General features: G+C 72.4%; 18 protein-coding genes. 11 read left to right on the forward strand and 7 right to left on the reverse strand.

Features of this window, described 5'->3' with window-relative positions; all coding sequences use genetic code 11:
* The first annotated feature begins 57 nt into the window (after window positions 1-57).
* Window positions 58-243 (forward strand): hypothetical protein, encoded by a 186-nt coding sequence (locus AMETH_RS34335; RefSeq protein WP_017985728.1) that lies wholly within the window; start codon window positions 58-60, stop codon window positions 241-243.
* Here the strand turns inward: AMETH_RS34335 and AMETH_RS34340 are convergent.
* Both AMETH_RS34340 and AMETH_RS34345 read right to left on the reverse strand, forming a co-directional pair.
* The gene (locus tag AMETH_RS34340) at window positions 240-818 is read right to left on the reverse strand and encodes an HAD family hydrolase (RefSeq protein ID WP_017985729.1); all 579 of its coding nucleotides are present in this window, start codon (window positions 816-818) and stop codon (window positions 240-242) included. The two genes, AMETH_RS34335 and AMETH_RS34340, sit on opposite strands and share 4 nt — an antisense overlap.
* Entirely contained in the window at window positions 815-1,828 is a 1,014-nt protein-coding gene (locus AMETH_RS34345) for a threonine aldolase family protein (protein WP_085929384.1), read from the reverse strand. Before AMETH_RS34345 ends, AMETH_RS34340 begins: the two co-directional genes overlap by 4 nt.
* A 126-nt stretch (window positions 1,829-1,954) precedes the next feature.
* Here AMETH_RS34345 and AMETH_RS34350 point away from each other — a divergent pair, with 126 nt between their 5' ends.
* The 5 genes from AMETH_RS34350 to AMETH_RS34370 all read left to right on the forward strand — a co-directional run bounded on the left by AMETH_RS34350 (window position 1,955) and on the right by AMETH_RS34370 (window position 6,923).
* On the forward strand, window positions 1,955-2,464 hold the full coding sequence (locus AMETH_RS34350) for a SigE family RNA polymerase sigma factor (RefSeq protein WP_017985731.1): 510 nt from the start codon (window positions 1,955-1,957) through the stop codon (window positions 2,462-2,464).
* A complete protein-coding gene (locus tag AMETH_RS34355; protein ID WP_017985732.1) occupies window positions 2,457-3,143 on the forward strand; it encodes a hypothetical protein in 687 nt (228 codons plus the stop codon). Before AMETH_RS34350 ends, AMETH_RS34355 begins: the two co-directional genes overlap by 8 nt.
* Window positions 3,144-3,161: 18 nt before the next feature.
* Window positions 3,162-3,752 (forward strand): TetR/AcrR family transcriptional regulator, encoded by a 591-nt coding sequence (locus tag AMETH_RS34360; RefSeq protein ID WP_017985733.1) that lies wholly within the window; start codon window positions 3,162-3,164, stop codon window positions 3,750-3,752.
* The gene (gene purB, locus AMETH_RS34365; RefSeq protein WP_017985734.1) at window positions 3,749-5,173 is read left to right on the forward strand and encodes an adenylosuccinate lyase; all 1,425 of its coding nucleotides are present in this window, start codon (window positions 3,749-3,751) and stop codon (window positions 5,171-5,173) included. Before AMETH_RS34360 ends, purB begins: the two co-directional genes overlap by 4 nt.
* Window positions 5,174-5,957: 784 nt before the next feature.
* Window positions 5,958-6,923 (forward strand): helix-turn-helix transcriptional regulator, encoded by a 966-nt coding sequence (locus tag AMETH_RS34370; RefSeq protein WP_017985735.1) that lies wholly within the window; start codon window positions 5,958-5,960, stop codon window positions 6,921-6,923.
* On the opposite strand, the gene AMETH_RS34375 is transcribed toward AMETH_RS34370, so the two are convergent.
* Window positions 6,914-7,831 (reverse strand): SDR family oxidoreductase, encoded by a 918-nt coding sequence (locus AMETH_RS34375; RefSeq protein ID WP_017985736.1) that lies wholly within the window; start codon window positions 7,829-7,831, stop codon window positions 6,914-6,916. The two genes, AMETH_RS34370 and AMETH_RS34375, sit on opposite strands and share 10 nt — an antisense overlap.
* A gap of 96 nt (window positions 7,832-7,927) precedes the next feature.
* Here AMETH_RS34375 and AMETH_RS34380 point away from each other — a divergent pair, with 96 nt between their 5' ends.
* Window positions 7,928-8,674, forward strand: coding sequence for a DUF2334 domain-containing protein (locus AMETH_RS34380; protein WP_017985737.1), 747 nt, complete (start codon window positions 7,928-7,930; stop codon window positions 8,672-8,674).
* Here AMETH_RS34380 and AMETH_RS34385 read toward each other — a convergent pair.
* Window positions 8,593-9,231 (reverse strand): MBL fold metallo-hydrolase, encoded by a 639-nt coding sequence (locus AMETH_RS34385; RefSeq protein ID WP_017985738.1) that lies wholly within the window; start codon window positions 9,229-9,231, stop codon window positions 8,593-8,595. The genes AMETH_RS34380 and AMETH_RS34385 overlap by 82 nt on opposite strands.
* A gap of 21 nt (window positions 9,232-9,252) precedes the next feature.
* Entirely contained in the window at window positions 9,253-10,188 is a 936-nt protein-coding gene (locus AMETH_RS34390) for an ArsR/SmtB family transcription factor (protein WP_017985739.1), read from the reverse strand.
* 386 nt (window positions 10,189-10,574) lie between these two features.
* Here AMETH_RS34390 and AMETH_RS34395 point away from each other — a divergent pair, with 386 nt between their 5' ends.
* Genes AMETH_RS34395 through AMETH_RS34410 form a run of 4 tightly spaced genes read left to right on the forward strand, consistent with a single transcriptional unit; the run spans window position 10,575 to window position 14,505 of the window.
* Window positions 10,575-11,672: an MFS transporter gene (locus tag AMETH_RS34395; RefSeq protein ID WP_017985740.1), complete on the forward strand. Its 1,098-nt coding sequence runs from the start codon at window positions 10,575-10,577 to the stop codon at window positions 11,670-11,672.
* 10 nt (window positions 11,673-11,682) lie between these two features.
* On the forward strand, window positions 11,683-13,167 hold the full coding sequence (locus tag AMETH_RS34400) for an aldehyde dehydrogenase family protein (RefSeq protein WP_017985741.1): 1,485 nt from the start codon (window positions 11,683-11,685) through the stop codon (window positions 13,165-13,167).
* A gap of 56 nt (window positions 13,168-13,223) precedes the next feature.
* Window positions 13,224-13,655, forward strand: coding sequence for a L,D-transpeptidase (locus AMETH_RS34405; protein ID WP_017985742.1), 432 nt, complete (start codon window positions 13,224-13,226; stop codon window positions 13,653-13,655).
* Window positions 13,656-13,692: 37 nt separating this feature from the next.
* Window positions 13,693-14,505 carry an IclR family transcriptional regulator gene (locus AMETH_RS34410; RefSeq protein WP_051079473.1) on the forward strand — a complete coding sequence of 271 codons (813 nt, stop codon included), beginning with the start codon at window positions 13,693-13,695 and terminating at the stop codon, window positions 14,503-14,505.
* A 28-nt stretch (window positions 14,506-14,533) separates the two neighbouring features.
* On the opposite strand, the gene AMETH_RS34415 is transcribed toward AMETH_RS34410, so the two are convergent.
* Both AMETH_RS34415 and AMETH_RS34420 read right to left on the reverse strand, forming a co-directional pair.
* Window positions 14,534-15,856, reverse strand: a complete 1,323-nt coding sequence (locus tag AMETH_RS34415; protein ID WP_017985744.1) for an aldehyde dehydrogenase (NADP(+)) — start codon at window positions 15,854-15,856, stop codon at window positions 14,534-14,536.
* Window positions 15,853-16,800: a U32 family peptidase gene (locus tag AMETH_RS34420; protein ID WP_017985745.1), complete on the reverse strand. Its 948-nt coding sequence runs from the start codon at window positions 16,798-16,800 to the stop codon at window positions 15,853-15,855. Before AMETH_RS34420 ends, AMETH_RS34415 begins: the two co-directional genes overlap by 4 nt.
* Window positions 16,801-16,914 lie beyond the last annotated feature (114 nt).

Raw genomic sequence — 16,914 nt, forward strand, 5'->3', positions numbered from 1 at the left:
CCAGGCTGCTCCTAGCGGGCCGAACGAGCCCGCGTGGCACAACCAGAGGGGAATGCCATGTTCTGGAAGATCGTCGGTGCGCTGCTCGTCGCCTGGCTCGCGTTCATGGTGATCGGCTCGGTGATCGGGTTCGTCTTCAAGGCGATCCTGTGGATCGCCGTGATCGGCGGCGTCGGCTTCCTCGGTGCCGCGGCCTACAACGCGATCAAGAACAACAAGGAGCGCAAGCAGATCCGCCCCTAGAGCAGAGCGCGCGCCGCGTCGGCCCCGTCCCACACGTGCGCGCGCAGGCCGGCTGCCCGCGCGCCATCCACATTGGACTGGCGGTCGTCGAAGAAGACGCAGTCGCCCGCCGGCACGCCCAGGCGGGCGACGAGCAGTTCGAAGATCTCCGCGTCCGGCTTGGCCACACCAACGTCGCCGGAGAACACCCGGACGCGGAAGTGCCGCATCCAGTCCTGCCGCTCGGCGAACCGGGCGAACGAGGACGGCGCGTTGGACAGCAGTGCCAGCGGCACCCCGGCCTCGCTCAGCCCGGCCAGCAGCTCCAGCGACGACTCCCGCACGTCCGACCAGCCGCGGATGTCGATCTCGGTCAGCCGGTCCGATGTGGACTCGTCGACGGGCACGCCGAGCGCCTCGCCGACCCCGCCCCAGTACTCCAGGTCGGAGCTGCCGCGGTCGTAGACGTCCCGCAGCCGCCAGTAATGCGGCTCGAACTCCGCCAGCGGAACGCCCAGCGTGGCGGCCAGATCCGGCAGCGCGGTCGTCCGGCCGCAGATCACCTCGCCGTAGTCGAACACCACCCACCCGGTCACGGGTGACCGCCGGCCTTGATGCGGCGCAGCGCCTCGTCCACGTCGGCCGGCGAGACGTCCCGGTGCAGCACGAACCGCACCTTGCCGGCCATCGGCAGCGCCAGCACGCCCTGGGCCTGCAGCGACTCCAGGGTCACCGCGATGTCGGCGACCGGCGCGAGGACGATGTTGGTCTCCGGGGTGTCGGCCTGCCAGCCCAGCTCACGCAGCCCGTCGGCCAGCCGCCGGGCCTTCTCGTGCTCCGCGGCGAGGTCCGGAACCCGGTCCAGCGCGACCAGGCAGGCCGCGGCGAGCACCCCGATCTGCCGCATGCCGCCGCCGAGCATCTGCCGCATCCGGCGCGCCCGCTCCACGAACTCCCGGCTGCCCGCGACGACCGACCCGGCCGGCGCGCCCAGCCCCTTGCTGAAGCACGCCGACACGCTGTCCACGCCCACGGTCAGCGCGGCGGGCGGCAGGCCGAGCGCGACAGCCGCGTGCCAGACGCGGGCGCCGTCCAGGTGGACCTGCAGCCCGGCCTGCCGTGCGGTGGACAGCAGCTGGGCGTGCTCGTGCGGCGGGATGACCGCGCCGCCTGCCGCATTGTGGGTGTTCTCCAGGCACAGCAGGGTCGTGCGCAGCGCGTAGTACGGCCCGCTGCGGGTGCCGATGGCCGCCGCGACCGTCTCCGGCTTGGGCCGCCCGAGGCCGCCGTCGTGCGGCAGCGCTTCCGGCATGCCACCGGCGAGCCAGGCCGCGGAGCCCAGCTCGTTGTTCAGGACGTGCGCGTTGTTCGGGGCGAGGAAGCGGTCGCCGCGCTTGAGGTGGACGGACAGGGCGATGAGGTTGGCCATCGTGCCGCTCGGCGTCCACAGCGCCGCCGGCATGCCGAGGACCGCGGCCGCGCGCTCCTCGAGCTCGCGGACTGTCGGGTCGACGTCGATCACGTTGTCGCCGACCTCAGCGGACGCCATCGCTCTGCGCATCTGCTCATCCGGACGAGTGACGGTGTCAGAGCGGAAGTCGATCAACTGGGTGGCTGCTGAGGTCACAGTCAGATCACATCACACCGTTCAGATGATCTTCAAGAAGGTGCAACCGACCATCGCCGCACTTCCGTCTTTACGTCGAGACGTCGGAGCGGAGAGCCTTAGCGCGTGGACGAGGGTGACGAGCGGGACTTCGCGGAGTACTTCGCGGCCAAACGCGACTCCGTGCGCCGGACCGCGTACCTGCTCTGCGGCGACTGGCACCGCGCGGACGACCTCGCGCAGACGGCGTTCGTGGCGCTGCACCGGAAGTGGAACCGCATCCGGGACCGCGCCGCGACCGACGCCTACGTGCGGAGGACGCTGGTCCGGGCGTCGATCGACGAGTCGAGACGGCCCTGGCGGAGGGAGCGGCACGTGGAGCAGCTGCCCGAGCCCGAGCCCGCCGGCACCCGGATGGACGACCAGGTCGCCACGCGCGCGGACCTGCTGGCCGGGCTGCGCGCGGTGCCGCCGAAGCAGCGCGCCGTGCTGGTCCTGCGGTACTTCGAGGGGCTGGACGTGGCCGGTGTCGCGAAGGTCCTCGGCTGCAGCGAGGGGAACGTGAAGAGCCAGACCGCGCGGGGGCTGGCGAACCTGCGCGACGCGCTGGGCGAGGAGGTGGAAGCCGGTGGATGAGCGCGAGCTGACGGAGTTGTTCCGGTCCGTGCCCGGTGAGCCGCCTCCGGCCGGGTTCGACGTGCGGGACGTGCGGACGGCCTCGGCGCGGGTTACCGCGCGGCGGCGCACGACGCTTGCGGTGGCGTCACTCTGCGTGGTCTTCGCCCTGTTCGGCGCCGGAATCGCCGGGTTCGTCCAGTCCCGGACCACTCAATCGAATCAAGTCCAGGGGCAGGAGCAACCGGCGAGCGCGCCGGGGCGTCTCCCGTCCGCTGTGCCCCAGCTTTCCGGCCCCTCCGCCATGCAGGGAGGAGAGGGCGCCGGGGAGAACGGCCCGCGGGCCGACAGCACCTCCGGGTGCGACAAGGTGGACCGGGAGCTCGCCACCGCCCTCGCTGGCGAGCTCCCGGCCACCGGGATCACCGGGCCGGACGCGGGTGACGTGTGCACGCCGGGCTCGCGCACCGCGAGGTACGGCGTCACCGAGAACGGCCGCAGCGGTTCGGTGTCGGCGACCGTGCTGCCGCCCGGGGCCAGCGTTCAGCTCGCGGAGCTCGCCGACGGCGCCGTCGTGGACCAGCGGCTGACCGCCGACGGCGGGACGGTGATCGTGCTGAGCGTGCCTGCCCCGGGCAGCGCGGCGCCGCTGGCGGACGACGTCCCGAAGATCGCCACCGCGCTGGCGCAGAGGTTCTAGCTGGTTAGATGGGCGGCCATGACGTCCGGAGCGAGCACGCCGAAGGGTGAGCGCAGGCGGGCCGCCCTCATCGAGGCCGCCGCCGAGCTGCTGGTTGAAGGCGGTTTCGACGCGATCCGGCACCGCGCGGTCGCGGAGCGGGCCGGGCTGCCGCTGGCGTCGACGACGTACTACTTCGACTCGCTCGACGACCTCATTAGCGCCGCCGCCGAGCACCACGGCCGCGCCGAGCTGGCGAAGGGGCACGCGCAGCTGGACGGCCTGCCGACCGAGCACCGCCGCATCGACAGCGTCGTGGAACTGGTGCTGGACCAGCTGCTCGGCGAGGACCCCGGCTACGAGGCGGTGCTGCTGCGGTACGAGCGGCTGGTGGCGACCGGGCGGCGGCCGTACCTGCGGCCGTTGATGCGGGCGCTCGGCGCGGAGCTGCGGGAGCTGCTGGCGGAGATCTTCGCCCGGTCCGGGCTGGTGATCGAGCGGGACCGGCTGGAGGAGCTGATCGCGCTCGTCGACGGCGCCGTGGTCAACGCCTTGATCGAGGTGGATCCGGATCCGCGGGCGGTGGCGCGGGCGAGGCTCGCTCGCGCGCTATCTAAGCTTGGGTCGTGACGAAACCGCAGATCCCGAACGTCCTCGCCGGTCGCTACGCCTCTCCCGAGCTGGTCTCGCTGTGGTCGCCGGAGAACAAGGTGAAGCTCGAGCGCGAGTTGTGGATCGCGGTGCTGCGCGCCCAGCGCGACCTGGGTGTCGAGGTGCCGGACGGGGTCGTCGAGGACTACGAGCGGGTGCTGGACCAGGTCGACCTTGGCAGCATCGCGGAGCGGGAGCGCGTCACCCGGCACGACGTGAAGGCGCGCATCGAGGAGTTCAACGCGCTGGCCGGGCACGAGCACGTGCACAAGGGCATGACCTCGCGCGACCTGACGGAGAACGTCGAGCAGCTGCAGGTCCGGCGGTCGCTGGAGCTGATGCGCTCGCGGGTGGCCGCGGTGCTGGCGCGGCTGGCGGCGCTGGCCGCCGAGCATGCGGAGCTGGTGATGGCAGGCCGGTCGCACAACGTGGCCGCCCAGGCGACGACGCTGGGCAAGCGCTTCGCGACGGCCGCGGACGAGCTGCTGGTGGCGTTCGACCGGCTCGACGACCTGATCGGGCGGTACCCGTTGCGCGGGATCAAGGGCCCGGTCGGGACGGCGCAGGACATGCTGGACCTGCTGGGTTCTGCGGAGACGCTGGCCGAGCTGGAGAACCGGATCGCCGCGCACCTGGGCTTTTCGCGGACGTTCACCAGCGTGGGGCAGGTGTACCCGCGGTCGCTGGACTTCGACGTGCTGTCCGCGCTGGTGCAGCTGGCGGCGGCGCCGTCGAGCCTCGCGAAGACCATTCGCTTGATGGCCGGGCACGAGCTGGTGACCGAGGGGTTCAAGCCGGGGCAGGTCGGCTCGTCGGCCATGCCGCACAAGATGAACACGCGGTCGTGCGAGCGGGTCAACGGGCTGGCGGTCGTGCTGCGCGGCTATCTGTCGATGATCGGCGAGCTGGCGGGCGACCAGTGGAACGAGGGGGACGTGTCGGATTCGGTGGTGCGCCGGGTCGCGCTGCCGGACGCGTTCTTCGCGCTGGACGGGCTGCTGGAGACGTTCTTGACGGTGCTCGACGAGTTCGGCGCGTTCCCGGCCGTGGTGGCGCGGGAGCTCGAGCGGTACCTGCCGTTCCTCGCGACGACGAAGGTGCTGATGGCGTCGGTGCGGGCCGGGGTTGGCCGGGAGACCGCGCACGAGGCGATCAAGGAGCACGCGGTCGGGGTGGCGCTGGCGATGCGCGAGAAGGGCGCCGACAACGACCTGCTGGACCGGCTCGCCGGCGATTCGCGGTTGCCGCTGGACCGTGCCGGGCTGGAGCAGTTGCTCGCCGACCGGATCTCGTTCACCGGGGTGGCGCCGGCTCAGGTGGCTGCCGTGGTGACGCGGGTGGAGGACGTGCTGGCGCGGTTCCCGGAGGCTTCGAAGTACGTGCCACAGCCGATCCTCTGACCGCGGGTTGGTGGTGGTGCGCGGGTGCGCCGGCGCTTCGCGAAGCGGGTAGCGCCTCTCGAAGCGCGGTAGCGCCTCTCGAAGCGCGGTAGCGCCTCTCGCACTGCGCGAGAGGGCCGACGACGCGGGCCTCGATGAACGGCCCACCCACATCAGCGCGAACGAGGACCTCACGCGATCGCGAGATGCACACTCGCGCCTCCACGACATGCCCCGCACCCGCGAGAGCCCACCCATGCGCCGATGAACGGACCATTCATCGCCCCACCGGTGGGCACCTCGCGCACCAACCAGCCGTCGATTTCGCGCACCCATCAGCTGCCCCTCACACGCCCACCAGCTGCCCCTTCGCGCGCCGATGAACGGTCCATTCACTCACCCACCAGAAGCGCACCTCGCACACCAGAAGCGCACCTCGCACACCCACCAGCCGTCCCTTCGCGCACTCGCGAGGTGTCCCCTCACGCACCCGCGGAATGTCCACTCACGCACCCGCGGAATGTCCACTCACGCACTTGTGAGGTGTCCCCTCACGCACTCATGAGGTGCCCCCTCGTGCGCTCGTGAGATGTGCATTCGCGCACTCGCGAGGTGCCCACTCACGCACCCGCGACGTGCCCACTCACATACCGCGAGGCGCTGACTCACACACCCGCGAGGTGCCCACTCACGCGGCGGTGAACGGCCCATCGCCGCGCGGCCGCCTGGACCCACCTGCCCACCCGCCCGGCCGTGCTGCCACCACGGCCACCCCTACTCCGACATCTCCGGCATCATCGGGGGCATGCGCGCGGAACGTCTGGTGGCCCTGCTCTTCACCCTGCAGAGCAGGCGCAGCGCGACCGTCCCCGAGCTGGCCGAAGCGCTCGGCGTTTCGGAGCGCACCATGCACCGCGACATCGCCGCCCTGCAGGCCGCTGGTGTTCCACTGTGGACGGAGACCGGGCGGTACGGCGGCGTGCGGCTCATAGAGGGGTGGCGCACCCGGCTGGACGGGCTCACCTCCCGCGAGGCCGTCGCCATCTTCGCGATGGGGGTGCCCCGCGCGCTCGCCGAGCTGGGTCTCGGCACCGCCGTCTCCGCCGCCCACGCCAAGGTCAGCGCCACCCTCCCCGCCCCGCTTCGGGAGCAGGCCCAGCACCTCGCCCAGCGCTTCCACCTCGACGCGCCCGGCTGGTTCAAGTCCGAAGAGGACGCCGAGCACCTGGCGACCATCGCCCAGTCCGTGTGGGAGCAGCGCCGCGCCGCGATCACCTACCGGCGCGGCGACCACGCCGTAGAACGCCTCCTCGAACCGCTCGGCCTCGTCCTCAAGGCCGGTGTCTGGTACCTCGTCGCCCGCATCGAGCACAGCATCCGCACCTACCGCGTCAGCAAGGTCACCGCCGTCGAGCTCAACGACGAACGCTTCGAGCGGCCCGCCGACTTCGACCTCGCCGGCTGGTGGCAGCGCTCCTCCACCCAGTTCGAACGCTCCCTGCAACGCAACCCGGTCCGCCTGCGCCTGTCCCGCTGGGGCGTGAAACGCCTCCCGCAGATCCTCGACGCCGACCTGGCGATCGCCGCCCTCGACGCGGGCGGGCCGCCGGACCCCGAGGGCTGGGTCGAGGTCACCATCGACCTCGAAGAACCGGCCATCGCGGCGAGCATGCTGCTCGGCCTCGGCACCGACGTCGAGGTCGTCGAGCCACCCGCCGTGCGCGCCTTGTTCGCCGACGCCGCACGGCGGATGGCCGACCGTCACCGGTAGCCGGTCGGGTCCGCGGGCTTGCCCGCTTCCTGGACCTCCACGACGTAACGCCAGCCGTCCGGCCTGCTGCCGTCCACGTCGTCGAACTCGTAGATCTTCGCCAGCTGCCCGCTGTTCAACGTCTGCCCGTGGAACCGGTGCCGCTCGGGGTCGGCCGCCAGCGACGCGACCGCCCTGCCCACGAACACCGGCGATTCCGAGATGCAGAAGTGCGGCTCCTTCGCGAGCGCGTCCCGCCAGTTCTCCTCGGTCACGCCGTAGTGCTCCAGCATCGCCTCCGACCGCAGCCAGCCCGGCGTCATCGCCACCGCCGTCGCGCCGTGCGGGGCCAGGTCGTGCGCCTCGGCCTTGACGATGCTGTGCGACGCCGCCTTCGCCACGTAGAACCCGATCGACGTGCCCTCGCGGAACCGCGAGTTGTACTCCTCAGTCCCGTCGGTCATCTCAACCACCAGCCCGCCTTGGTTGCGGATCACCAGCGGCAACAGGAAGTGACTGGTGATGATGTGCGCGTCGATACCCAGCCGGATCGACCGCAGCGCGTGCTCCAGCGGCAGGTCCCACACCGCCCTGCCCCACCCGATGTACTCGTCGCCGCCCCAGATGCCGTCGACCAGGATGTCCAGCCGCCCCTGCTCGCGGTCGACCCGCTCGGCCAGCGTCCGCACCTGCTCCGGGTCGAGGTGGTCGACGCGGATCGCCGCGCCCTTGCCGCCCGCGTCGGTGATCCGCTCCAGCGTGCCCTCGATGGTCTCCGGCCTGCCCACCTCGGACCGGTGCTCACCGGAGGTCCGCCCGGTGACGTACACGAACGCGCCCCGGCGCCCCAGCTCGACCGCGATCGCCCGGCTCGCCCCGCGCGTGCCACCGGCGACGAGGGCGACCTTCCCACTCAGTTCGTTGCTCATACGTCCACCGTGTCGGTGAACCCTGTCAGATCCCGTCATGGTTGCCGTCACCCGCGGGTAAGGGCTTCGTCATGACGATCTGGTGCGGTGGGTGACATGGACGCCCGTCTGCTGGTCTCGCTGTCCGGCATCGGTCCTCGGACGCTGCACCGCTGCGCCGAACTCGCGGCCGAGCTGGACCGCCGAAACGTCCCCCTGTCCCTCCTCTTCGCGCCGCGCACCGAAGGTTCGCAGGCCGTCACCGCCTGGATCCGCGAGCGCACCAGCCGTGGCGACGGTCTCCTGCTGCACGGCTACGACCACCGCATCCCGCCCAGCCACCGGGCGGTCAGCCTGCACCGCAAGGCCGAGTTCGCCGGCCTGCCCGCGCACGAGGCGCGGCTGCGGATGATCGCCGCGAAGGCAGCGCTGGAGAAGCTCGGCCTCAGCGCGGACGGGTTCGCGCCGCCGCGGTGGCTGGCCTCGCCCGGCACGCTCGCCGCGGCGGGCGAGCACTTCGCGCTGTGCGCCGACCTCGCCGCGGTGCACGACCTGCGCACGCGCACCGTGCACCGCTCGCGGGTCCAGTCGTTCGCCGCGCACAACCACCGGACCGAGACCGTGCGCGCGTTCGCGCTCGTGCTCGCCTCGGCACGGGCCGCACGACGTGGTGGTCTCGTGCGCCTTGGGATCGACGCCGCCGACCTCGCCCGGCCCGGTCTCCGGCACGCCTTCCTCGACGCGGTCGACGTCGCGCTGGAGAACCGGGCCTTCGGCACGACCTACGGGAGCTTGATGTCCTCACCGCGCGTCGGCGCGCGCACCTCGGTGCCCTCCGGCGCGAGGTTGGTGAACAGGCCGTAGTGCATCGCCGGGTTCGCGAGCACCGCCTCGTGGATCGGCACGGCGACGCGCGGCGCGACCGCCCGCAGGTAGTCGACGGCCTCACCGGCCTTGAGCCACGGCGCGCCGGTCGGCAGGCCGAGCACGTCGATCTGCTGCTCGGGCACGAAGAACGAGTCGCCGGGGTGGTAGAAGGCGCCGTGGTCGACGATGTAGCCGACGTTCGGGATGACCGGGATGTCGGAGTGGATCACGGCGTGCTGCCCGCCGACGACGTTCACGGCGGCGCCGCCCGCCTCGAACGCGTCGCCCGGGTTGACGACCTGGAACTCCAGGCCCAGTTTCTGCACGGTCTCCTCCGAGCCGGGGTCGACGACCAGCTTCGCGTCCGGGTTGGCTTCGAGCAGCACCGGCAGGCGTTCGCTGTCGATGTGGTCGAAGTGCTGGTGGGTGATCAGGACCGCGTCCAGCTCGCGCTCGCCCTCGAAACCCTCCGAGAACGCGCCGGGGTCGAGCAGGATCCGCGCGTTTTCCGTTTCCAGCAGGACACAGGCGTGTCCGAAATGGACGATTCGCATCAGGTGCTCCTCCGCGTGGGTTCAGGACCAGCCTAGGCCCGCCAGAATTGCGTCGCCAAGATCGCTACGGCGGTACCGGACCTCGTGTCCGGATCGCGCCGACGTGAGGATCCCCACGTCCCGCAGCGCGGTGACGTGCGCGGACACGGTGCTCGGCGCGAGACCCAGCCGGCCCGCGAGCACGGAGGTGGACAGCGGCTCGCCGAGGGCGAGCAGGACGGTGGCTTTGGTGCGGCCGAACACCGGGGCGAGGCGGGCGTCGTGGTCGGGACGGCCGCCCCACAGCGCGGCGACACCGCGGGCGGGGTAGAGCAGCGCGGGCTGCCAGGGCGGCACGGTGACCACGCCGACGCCGGGCCAGGCGAAGACGGCGGGCAGCAGGAGCAGGCCACGACGGCCGAGGCGGACCCGTTCCCGGGACCGGGATTCGACCAGGACCGTGCCGTCGACGAGCCGGACGCGCCGGTGCAGGTCCGCGAAGACGAGTGGCAGGCCGCCGTCGGCGAGCCTGCGGGAGCGGTGGGTGATGTCGGCGGCGAGGACGTCCCGCATCCGCGGCCAATGCGGCGCGATCAGGTCGGACCAGACGAGCGCCATCTGGTCGGCGAGCAGGTCGCGGGCCTTCGCCGGGTCGGCGGGCAGGCCGCTGAGGTCGGCGTCGACCATGGCCAGCTCGACGGCGACCTGCCGCGGCGGCGTGCGGCGGATGCGGTCGAGCTGCGCCTCGGCGGTGGTGTGCGGGCCGTCCGGCGGCGGGCTGAGGAAGTCGGTGATGTAGCGGCGGCCGGACAGGACGCTGCGCAGCTCGGCGATCGGCAGGTCGGCGCCGGTCAGCCATGGCTGGTGCACGGGGTGCGCGCGGAGGCCGAGCACGACCTGGACCGCGCCGAGCGCCTCCTCCAGCGGGGAGATGCCGAAACGGACCGGGCTCGCGGCGGTGAGGACCAACTCGATCATGGCGACCGGCTTTCGGAGATTTCCGAATCAGTATGGAGCCGGGAGGGTTGGCGGAACAGTCGGAACGGTGCAGATCGCGGCAGATGGGATGGCACCGCTGGGCGGGCAGCGCTCGGGTGGGTGGCCCGCCGGGGCGCGGGATGCCTGGGTGCCGGGCGGTGGCGAGCCGAAGCCGGGTGGGGGATTCGCCCGGAGCCGCGCGGCGGCTCGCCGTGCGAGGGGCTCCTGCTGGAGGTGCGGAGCACCGGGAGCCGGGCCCGCACGGCGGGGCACGGCGGCCGACCAGCCGGATCAAGCGCACGGCCAGCGCCGCTAACGGGGTTGGTCCGGAAGAAGTTGCCCGCCCGAAGCCGGGGCCGGAACGACACACCGCCGAGGAGGTCCAGGTGAATCGCGCGTATTGGCGCTGGTCCGCGGGCGCCCAGCTGTACCGCCTGCCGATCGCCATGGGGCCGCTCGCCTTCACTTCCGCCGCCGCCGTTGTCACCGGGTCCTACCGGCTCGGCGGGGTGATGGTCGCCGTGCTCGTGGGGGCCGAGATCGTCGGCGCGGTGCCATGCGGGCGGCTGCTCGACCGGATCGGCGTGACCCGCGGTCTGGTGCTCCTCCTGCTCGCCGCCGGCACGGCCATGACGGCGCTCGTCGTCGCCGCGGGGGCCGTCGCGCACGCTCTGCTGGTCGCGCTGGTCGTGGTGCCCGGGCTGGCCGTCGGCGGGCTGTCCGGCGGCTTCCGGACCCTGCTCGGCTCCGTCGTGCCGGACGAGCGGCTGCCGCGCGCCGTCGCGATCGACTCGATGCTCTTCGAGGGCGTCCTCATCACCGGGCCGCTGCTGGTCGCCGCGCTGAACCCGGCCGGCGCGCTCGTCCCGCTCGCCGCCATGGCCGCGGCCTACTTCGCCGCCGCGCTCGCCGTGCCGCGGGCCGTCGCGCCCGCCCCGCCGAGGCCGGCGAAACTGCCCGTCCGAAACGCGCTGCCGTGGCTCGCGTGCCTGTTCGCGCTCGGCCACCTGGTCGCGACCGTCGAGGTCGCGCCGTTGCCGCTGGTCCAGCGGCTCGGCGCGGACCCGGCGCTGGCCGTGGTGGTGATCGTCGTGCTGAGCGGGGCCAGCATCGCGGGCAGCGCGGTCTTCGCGTGGCGACGGCCACCGGCCGGACGGCGGCAGGCAGCGATGGCGCTGGCCGGGTTCGCCGCAGGCGGCTCGGTGCTGGCCGCGGATCTCGGGTGGGCCGGGCTGCTCATCGGCGCGGCGCTGATCGGCGCGGGCACCGGGCCGCTGCTGACCATCGCGTCCGTGCGGCTTCAGCGGTTGTTGCCGGAAGGTCGTCGTGCGGAGGGGTTTTCGGCCGCGTTCGTCGTGCAGGCGACGGGGTTCGGGCTCGGGTCGCTGAGCGTGGGCGTGCTGCCGTTGTCGCTGGCGCCCACTCTCGGGGTAGTGAGCTCGGCCTGCGCATGTGCCATGCTGGCGCTACTGAACAGTAGTTAGGAGGCCAAGGATGACCACCGTGGAGCCGAAGCCGGCCGTCAAGGGCACGTTCGACTCGCTGAACCCGGCCACCGACGAGGTCGTCGGGACCCACCCGGTGCACACCGCGGAGGACGTCCAGGCCGCGGTCGCCGCCGCGCGGACCGCCGCGGGCTGGTGGGCGGGCCTCGGGTTCGAGGGCCGGTCCGACCGCCTGCGCCGCTGGAACGGGATCATCACCCACCGCCTCGCCGAGCTGTGCGACGTCGTTAGCAAGGAGACCGGCAAGCCCGCCGGCGACGCGCAACTGGAGGCCGTGCTCGCGATCGAGCACATCCACTGGGCCGCCCGGAACGCCCGCAAGGTGCTGGGCCGGAAACGCCGCTCGGCCGGACTGCTGCTGTCCAACCACACCGCGACCGTCGAGTACCAGCCGCTGGGCGTGGTCGGCGTGATCGGGCCGTGGAACTACCCGGTCTACACGCCGCTGGGCTCGATCACCTACGCACTCGCGGCGGGCAACGCCGTGGTGTTCAAGCCCAGCGAGTACACCCCCGGCGTCGGGAAGTGGCTGGTCGACACGTTCGCCGAGGTGGTGCCCGAGTACCCGGTGCTGCAGCTGGTCACCGGCTTCGGCGCGACCGGCGCGGCGCTCGTCGGCGCGGGCGTGGACAAGATCGCGTTCACCGGCTCGACCGCGACCGGCAAGAAGATCATGGCCGCGGCCGCCGAGACCCTCACGCCGGTGGTCATCGAGGCGGGCGGCAAGGACCCGCTGATCGTCGACTCGGACGCCGACCTGGACGCGGCCGCCGACGCCGCCGTGTGGGGCGCGTTCTCCAACTCCGGGCAGACCTGCATCGGGGTGGAGCGGGTGTACGTGCACGAGCGGGTCTACGACCAGTTCGTGGACAAGGTCGTCGCGCTGACCCGCGGGGTGAAACCGGGCGAGCAGTACGGCCCGATGACCATGCCGTCGCAGCTGGACGTGGTGCGCACGCACATCGCCGACGCGCTGGCCCGCGGTGGCCGGGCGCTGACCGGCGGCGCGGACGCGGTCGGGGACCGGTTCGTGGAGCCGACCGTCCTGGTCGACGTGCCGGAGGACTCCGCCGCGGTGCGGGAGGAGACGTTCGGCCCGACCATGACGATCGCCAAGGTGCGCGACATGGACGAGGCGGTCGAAAAGGCCAACGCGACGGTCTACGGGCTCGGCTCAACGGTGTTCTCCCGCGCCAACGCCACCCGACTGGCCCAGCGGCTCAAGGCCGGGATGATCTCGATCAACGCGCCGTTCTCGTTCGCCGGGGCCGCGTCGCTGCCGTTCGGCGGGGTCGGCGACTCCGGGTTCGGGCGGATCCACGGCCCGGAGGGCCTGCGCGAGTTCGCCCGCCCGAAGGCGGTCGCCCGCCAGCGGTTCGCGGTGCCGATCAAGCTGACCACCTTCGCCCGCACCGAGAAGACGGACAAACTGGTGAGCAAGCTCGTCACGGGGTTGTACGGCCGGAAGCGCTGACGCCGGTGACTTGTCGCCGGACCGCGTGAACTTCTCGCCATCGGGTAACAATCCGTATGCGAAAGATCATCGGTACCGCGGCCGGAGCGGCGCTCCTCGGCTCGATCGGGATCGCCGCTCCCGCCGCGCGAGCAGCGGAAACACCGTGCAGCCCGCAGGCGAAGGCGTGCCTGCGGTTACACACCAACCAGGCCTGGCTGACGGACAACGGTCAGGTGACCCGCGGGCCGGTTCCGGTCGCCGTGGGCAAACCCGGCTACGAGACGCCGGTGGGCACGTTCAAGGTCCAGTACCGCGACATCGACCACTACAGCAAGGCCTACGACGCCCCGGTGCCGTACTCGGTGTTCTTCACGACCACCGGGGTAGCGTTCCACGAGGGCAGCCTGCGTGAGCAGTCGCACGGGTGCGTGCACCTCTCGCACGCCGACGCGAAGGCCTTCTACCAGGCCCTCCGCACGGGCGACGTGGTCGAAGTCGTGAACTGAGTCCGGTATTTCGGACGAGGCGGGGTATCGTGCGGACATGCCCCGTCTCGTACCCGCCGTGCTCCGGGCCGCGGACATCCTGGAACTGTTCCTCGACGAACACGTCCGCCTGTCCGCGACCGAGATCGTCGAGCGCCTGGGCCTGCCCCGCTCCACCACGCACGAGCTGCTCACCACCCTCGTCGCCCGGAAGTACCTGGACCGCCAGGCAGGCGAGGAGACCATGTACCGCCTCGGGCCGAAGCTGCTCGAACTGGGGGCGCGCTACCAGCAGCGGCTGGAGTTCGGCGTCGAGGCGGACGCGGTGGCGCGGCGGGTCGCGGCGCAGTGCGACGAGACCGTGCACGTCGCCGTGCTGGACGGGCTCGAGGTCGTCTACGTGTCCAAAATAGACTCGACCCACTCGGTGCGGCTGATCTCCGCGGTCGGCCGCAGACTGCCGGCCAACTGCACCGCCGTGGGCAAGGTCCTGCTCGCCGGGCTGTCCAGGGAGGAGGTCAGCCGCCGCCTCAAGGGACACCGGCTGACCGCGCTCACCGAGCACAGCGTCACGTCCCGCCCGGAGCTGCTCGCCCAGCTGGACGCGGTCCGCGTGACCGGCGTCGCCCACGAGCGCAGCGAGTCCAACCCGGACGCCGGCTGCGTGGCCGCACCGGTGGTGGACTCGCGCGGCGAATGGGTCGCCGCGATGAGCATCTCCATCCCGACCTCGCGCCACGACCAGGAGTCCTGGCGCCGCTGGGAAAAGCTCGTCCGGGAGGGCGCGGCCGAATTGTCCCAGCGCCTCGGCGGCCGCCCGCGAGATCCTGCTGATCACGGCTTACACGGCGGTGCGGATAGCGGAACCTGAGGCGGTGCCGGCTGGGAGCCGCCACGCCTCAAGGCACCAGCACCCGATCCGGCACGTTCTGGAACGCGACCGGGCGCCGGAACCGGTCCACCGCCGCCGTGCCGACCGAGGTGTGCAGCGGCGCCGTGGTCGCCGGGTACGGGCCGCCGTGGTGCATCGCGCGCGTCACGGCAACCCCGGTCGGCCAGCCGTTCCACACCACGCGCCCCACGTGTTCGGCCAGCTCGTCGACCAATTCGGCCGCCACCGGGTCGTCGTCCTCCGCCTGCACGGTCCCGGTGAGCTGCCCGTCGAGGGACCGGACGACGTCCAGCATTTCGGCCTCGGTCGAGTACTCCACCACGAGCGAGGCCGGGCCGAAGCACTCGGTTCGCAGCGCCTCGCCGTGCTCGAGCAGCGCCTTCGCGGTCGTGGCCAGCAGCGTTGGCGCCGCGCCGCCGTCGACCAGCGTCTGCACCTCGGCGTGCCCGGACAGCCGGCCGAGCACCGCCGCGTAACCGCTCGCGAGCCGCTCGTTGAGCAGCGGCGCGGCGGCCACCTGGCGCACCCGCTCGGCCGCGACCTCCCCCAGCCCGGCCCCGGCCGGGACCAAAAACAACCCGGGCTTCGTGCACAGCTGACCGGCGCCCATCGTGAACGAGTCCACGTAACCGGCCGCGATCTCCGCGCCACGCGCCCGCGCCGCCGCCTCGGTGACGAACACCGGGTTCACACTGCCCAGCTCGCCGTAGAACGGGATCGGATCCGGCCGCGAGACCGCCAGGTCGTACAGCGCCCGCCCAGCGGTGGGTGAACCGGTGAAGGCCGCGGCCCGGACGCGTGGATCGGTCAGCGCGGCCCGGCCGTCCTCCTCGCTGTGGATCAGCGCGAACACGCCCTCCGGCAGCGCGGCCCGCACGATCTCGCCCGTCGCGCCGGACAACCGCGGGTGGCCGGGGTGCGCCTTGAGCACCACCGGGCAGCCCGCCGCCAGCGCCGACGCGGTGTCCCCGCCCGCCACCGAGAACGCGAACGGGAAGTTCGACGCCGCGAACACCAGCACCGGCCCGATCGGACGGTGGGTCAGCACCAGCTTCGGCCGCGGCGCGGGCGGCCACGAGGGGTCCGCCTCGTCGACCACCGTGCGCGGCTGGACCTCCTCGGCCAGCAACCGGAGCTGGAACGTGGTGCGCACGACCTCACCACGCAGCCGCGCCTCCGGGATGTGCGTCTCTTCGTGCGCGAGCGGCACGAGCTCGTCCGCGGCGGCATCGATGCCGTCCGCGACCTTCTTCAGCGCCGCGGCGCGGTCGGCGCGCGCCCACGACCGGGCCGCGCCGGCAGCCGCTTCGAGGATGTCGTCCAAGCTCATCGGGTCACCTCCGCGACGGTGGCGGGCACGGCGAGGTCGGCGGCGGGCAGGGCCGAGCCGACGGCCTGCGGCGCGTGCCGGTGCAGCAGTTCGAGACCGATCTCCGCACGACGGACCCGCTCGCGCACTAGCGCGACCGCGGTCGACGTCAGGTGGGTGCCGCTGGGGTAGATGTTCGGCGCGTTGCGCAGCCCGAACTTGAGGTAGACCGGCGCGGCGACCCGCACGATCTCGGCGATCTCGAAGTGCCGGACGAACCCGCCGAGGTCGTCCGGCGCCTCGACGTAGACGTCCAGCGGCACGTCCACCGCCGCGCGGATCGCGGCGAGCTGGGCCAGGCTCAAGTCAGTCGGCACGTTGTAGGTGGTGGCGCCGGCCTGTTCGGCGAGCCTGATCGACGCCGGGTTGGCCAGGCCCATCTGCACGCTGACCTTGAACCGCATGGCGACGGGCAGCTCCCCGGCCGCGCGCATGCGGTCGGCGACGCTCAGCACGCCCAGGTCGGTCACCAGCACGCTGCGGATCCCGGCCTCGGCGGTGCGGCGGATGTCCTCCAGCACGTGGACCAGCTGCTCGGCGCCCCGCGCCTGCGCGGCGAACGGCCCGCCGCCGGACGCCACGGACGCGGCACCGGTGTCCCACCCTGCGACCGGGCGGGCGAACAGGCTCACCTCGACCTCGCGCGCCCGCGCGAGGTCGGCCATCGCGGCCAGCTCCGCACGCGTCAGCAGCATGCCGCCGCTGCCCTGCGAGACGCGGTGCACCACGACCCCGCGGGCGTCGGCCTCGGCGTAGACAGCTTCCAGCGCCTGCGGGCCCTCGACGCTCGGGATCTCCACCCGGTACTGGGCGCCGTCCGGGAAGCGCTTGGGGCTCGTCGGCAGCTCACCCGGGTCGCCGGGCGGCAGGCCCAGGGTGCGCAGGAAGTCGCGGGTTCTGTCCACGGTTCACCACCGTTGTTCGAAATTTCGGATGCTGTTCGTAGTCCCGGACGACGTTAGGCGCTGGCCGAACCGCGGTCAAGACGGTTGACACCGCCCGAATCCCGACTTTAGGTT

The organism is Amycolatopsis methanolica 239 (assembly GCF_000739085.1).
GTDB lineage: Bacteria > Actinomycetota > Actinomycetes > Mycobacteriales > Pseudonocardiaceae > Amycolatopsis_E > Amycolatopsis_E methanolica.